The 3,591-nt window shown below is 76.2% G+C and carries 6 protein-coding genes; 1 reads left to right on the top strand and 5 read right to left on the bottom strand.

All coding sequences use genetic code 11. From position 1 onward, the window contains the following. Positions 1-227, bottom strand: a 227-nt coding sequence (locus VF468_09545) for a hypothetical protein (GenBank protein ID HEX5878551.1), incomplete at its 3' end; no start/stop codon positions are given. Positions 228-229: 2 nt separating this feature from the next. Here VF468_09545 and VF468_09540 point away from each other — a divergent pair. Next, on the top strand, positions 230-376 hold the full coding sequence (locus tag VF468_09540) for a hypothetical protein (GenBank protein ID HEX5878550.1): 147 nt from the start codon (positions 230-232) through the stop codon (positions 374-376). Positions 377-456: 80 nt separating this feature from the next. Here VF468_09540 and VF468_09535 read toward each other — a convergent pair whose 3' ends face one another. The 4 genes from VF468_09535 to VF468_09520 all read right to left on the bottom strand — a co-directional run. After that, complete coding sequence (locus tag VF468_09535; GenBank protein ID HEX5878549.1) at positions 457-2,064, bottom strand: hypothetical protein; 1,608 nt, start codon at positions 2,062-2,064, stop codon at positions 457-459. Further along, complete coding sequence (locus tag VF468_09530) at positions 2,061-2,423, bottom strand: hypothetical protein (GenBank protein ID HEX5878548.1); 363 nt, start codon at positions 2,421-2,423, stop codon at positions 2,061-2,063. Before VF468_09530 ends, VF468_09535 begins: the two co-directional genes overlap by 4 nt. Next, positions 2,420-2,797, bottom strand: a complete 378-nt coding sequence (locus VF468_09525; protein ID HEX5878547.1) for a hypothetical protein — start codon at positions 2,795-2,797, stop codon at positions 2,420-2,422. Before VF468_09525 ends, VF468_09530 begins: the two co-directional genes overlap by 4 nt. 65 nt (positions 2,798-2,862) lie before the next feature. Further along, on the bottom strand, positions 2,863-3,591 hold a 729-nt coding region (locus VF468_09520), incomplete at its 5' end, for a hypothetical protein (GenBank protein ID HEX5878546.1).

The following is a 3,591-nucleotide window of genomic DNA, read 5'->3' as shown; positions in this document are numbered from 1 at the left end:
CGGGTGCGGTCCCGGCTGGTGGTGTCGCGCCGCAGAGTGGGCGGCGCGGTCCCTGTCGACGCGGGGGTCGGGGTGAGGGCGGCGGCGAGGTCGTCCAGCGGGGCGTGCAGCACCTGCTCGAGCACCCCGGCGATCTGGTCGAGGCTGCTGTCGGTGTCGCAGCCGGTGGTGAGGGTGGCGGCGAGCCGGTCGAGGGCGGCCCGGCCGCGGGGGGTGAAGACGATCATGGTTGCCGGGGTCGGCGCGCCCGGCGCTGCTGCTCGTGCTGCTGCTCGTGCGGCCGCTGCCGCTGCTGCTGCTGCTGCTGGTGGTCATGATTGCTGCCTCGCAGGGGGTGGGGTGGTCCGAGGGGTGGGGACCGGGTGGCCGGGGGTGACGGGGCGGCGGGCGACCGGTTGCCCGGCCAGCGCGGCGGCGAGGGCACGGCGGGCGGGGTCGGCGACCGGCGGCCCGGGTTCACGGGGGTCGCGCAGCGCGGCCCGCAGCTTGTCGATGCCGACCTGGAGTTGGTCGGCGACCTGCAGGAGGGTGTGCCCGGTGCCGGTGAGTTCGCGGGCCTGCCGCAGCACGGTTGTGGTCAGCGCGCCTCGGGTCGGCGTGGGCGGTGGGTCGACGGTGTTCGGCCGGTCGTGGTGGACGTCGGCGCGGTCGACGGGGGCGGTGGTGGCGTGGAGGGCGCGTTTGAGGGTGGACAGGCCGACACCGAGCTGGGCGGCGACCTGTCGTTGGGTGTGGTTCCCGTCGTGGAGCAGCTGCCGGGCGGCGGGTGACCTGGTCGGGGGTGAGGGCCGGGCGGCGGCCGGGCCGGCGCAGGCCGGCGGCCTGGTCGGCGGCGCGCCGGTCGGCGCTACGGTCGCCCACCCCCAGTCGGGTGGCGGTCTCGTGGAGCCGGGCGGCGGTCGGGTGGCCGGGCCGGGGGTGTTCCCACCGGTGCTCCAGGGTGTGCGGGTGCGGCACCAGGTACGCGCCGGTCTGGAGCCCGTGGCTGACCCGGCCGGCCAGGGCACGGGAGAACCCCGGGTAGGCGGTGTCCAGGTCGGCCAGCACCCCCGCCACGGCGTCCCGAGGGCTGGTCGCGGCCGCATGGTGCAGCAGCCGGGTGAGCTCGGCGGTCTGCACCAGCACCAGGCCGCCGCCGCGGTGGATGCTGGCGACCCGGCTCGCGGCCCCGGCCAGGTCCCGGTAGGCGGCGGCCCGGTCGGTGTAGCTGTCCCACAGTTCGCTCAGCTGGTCGGGGAGCAGCCGGGCGCAGGTGTGGGCGAGGTCGGCGTGCGCGGCGGCGATCTTCCGCAGCTCGCTCGCGGTCGGCACGGTCCGGGCGGCGAGCACCGCGGCGGCCCGGATGCCGTCCGGCAGCTGCGCGGGGTGGGTCAGGGGCATCGGCCGGGACACGGTGAGGCTGCGGGCCAGGGTGTCGGTGCCCGGGTCGAGTGGCCCGGAGCCGGCGACCCGGGCGGTGTGGTTGGCGAGCATCCGCACCACGGATGCCTGTTTGCGGTGGAGCCTGGCCCAACCGGGCAGCAGCCGCCGCGCCGCCGGGGTGGCGGCCAGCCGGCCGTCCAGCACGGTGAGCGCCTCGATCGTGGTGGCGGTGTCGGCGACCAGCCGCCACGCCAGCCCCGGGTGGTCGGCCCACCCGGTGGCGCCGGCGCTGGTGACGATATCGGTGGCGAGCAAGGCGTGCCGGGCGGCGTCCCGCCACGCCGCCACCACCGGAGGTGTCTGCGACACGGGTTCGGTGAGGGCGTCGGTGAGCGCGGGCAGCACATCGGGGTGGCGGGGCACCTGCTCCACGAGCTCGGCCAGCGCCAGGGGTGGGGCGGCGGCGACCGCGTGCAGGGGGCTGCGGGTGTGGTTGTGCCCGAACAGCACCCGGTGCACGTCGGCGCCCCGGATCGCCCGGTCCAGCAGTTGGCGCTGGGCGTCCAGGACCGCGCACCGGTAGGCCAGCACGGCGCGCAGCTCCACCTCGGTGGGCGGGGTGTCGGGGTGGGTGAGCAGCCAGGCCATCGCCCCGACCAGCCCGGCGTGGTGCACCCCGTACAGGTTGCTCCCGGTGGTCATGGCCCGGCCCGCAGCGTGTCGGCGAGGTACGCGGCGGCAAGGGCGATCCGCACCTGGTCCAGGCACGGGGTGTCGTCGCCGGTGGCGGCCTCGCGGAGCCTGGTGTAGGCCTCCAGCAGCACCGGGTGCGGGTCGGTGATCCCGGTGGCCGGGCCGGGCGGCGGCCACCGGGTGGTGGCCGCGTCCTCCAGGGTGTCGAACGCCCGGAGCACCGCCAGGTGTTCGCCGTGCCCGAACCATTCGGCGCCGCGGTCGGCCAGCTCGGCGAGCAGGGTGCGAGCCCGGTCGATGCCCGCCGGCGGGGCCACCACAGCCAGCACGACCGGCCGGTCGGCTCGGTGCTCGTCGTGGCGGGTCATGCGGCGGGCATCGGGTCGAGTTCGTGCAGGGCCTGGTTCAGCTGCCCGGCGGCGAATCCGATCGCATACGGGTCCGACCCGTCGCTGGTGCACCCGGTGGTGGGGTCGATCAGGGCGAGCAGCCGGCACCGGATCCGGGTCACCGCCTCCCGGGTGGTCTCCTTCTCGTCCAGCCGGCCGTCGGGGCCACCGGGCAGGTGGCTGGGCGCGGGGATCGTCAGGTAGCCGTGCGCCTCCACCAGCGCGGACCGGGCCGCCCACGGCATCGCGTGGCCGCGGTGCCGGATCAGCGCGGCCACCTGGTCCCGCATCACCGCCGGCACGCTGGGCTGCCCGGTGCCGTCCTGGGGCCTGGTTCGGCGTCGTCTCCTCATCACGGTTCTCCCTTCCTGTGGATGCTGCTGTGCGTCACCGGCCGGGGGGGTTCCCGGCTGGGGTGTCATCGGCGCAGCCGCGGTCCGTGCCGCTCCCGCCGGGGTAGCGGTCGGTCGGGCAGCACCGGGGGTAGCGGTGCGGGTGGGTCCGGTGGCCGGTGCCGGGCGTGGGCGAGGTCGCGGATCAGCTGGGCGCGGTCCCGCAGATGACCGGCCCAGTCAACGGCCTCCGGCTGGGCCTGCGCGGTGTCGGCGGCGTGCCCGTACCTCGCGGTCTGTACAGGCAGGCTGGTTTCGGTGGCCAGGGTGGCGGCGATGGTCTCGGTGGCGGACAGCTCCGCGGTCGGGTTCGAAAGGACGTGTTCGAGGACGTCGCGGGCGGTGCGGGGTTCGGGTGGGGCGTGCTCGGTGGCAACGTCGACCGGCGGGTCGGTCGCCACATACAGGGTGGTGTGCTGCCGGGCCCGGGTGGCCAGCACGTACAGGGCTTCCCGGCTGGTCTGCTCGGTGACCACCGGGTGCGCGGTGTCCACGGTGTCGCCCTGCACCCGGTGCGCGGTCACCGCGTACCCCAGCTCCAGGTACTGCGCGACGTACCCGGCGGGCAGGGTGACCCGGCCACGGTGCCGGCGGTGCACCACGGTCAGGGAGCCGTCCGCGAACCGGTGGGTGACGGTCCAGGTGTCGCCGTTCTTGACGAAGTCCCGGCCGCCATGGGTCAAGAGGAGCCGGTTGTTGCGGCGGGTGGTGACCCAGTCCCCGACCCCGGCGGTGGTGCCGTCGGCCAGCCTCAC

It is taken from the genome of Actinomycetota bacterium (genome assembly GCA_036280995.1).
GTDB lineage: Bacteria > Actinomycetota > CALGFH01 > CALGFH01 > CALGFH01 > CALGFH01.
Note: the sequence above shows the minus strand (reverse complement) of the source record. Positions and strands in the feature narration are given on the sequence as shown.

Coding starts and splice junctions, on each gene's coding strand:
- VF468_09530 (HEX5878548.1), bottom strand. CDS start 2,423: ATGACCCGCCACGACGAGCACCGAGCCGACCGGCCGGTCGTGCTGGCT.
- VF468_09525 (HEX5878547.1), bottom strand. CDS start 2,797: ATGAGGAGACGACGCCGAACCAGGCCCCAGGACGGCACCGGGCAGCCC.
- VF468_09535 (HEX5878549.1), bottom strand. CDS start 2,064: ATGACCACCGGGAGCAACCTGTACGGGGTGCACCACGCCGGGCTGGTC.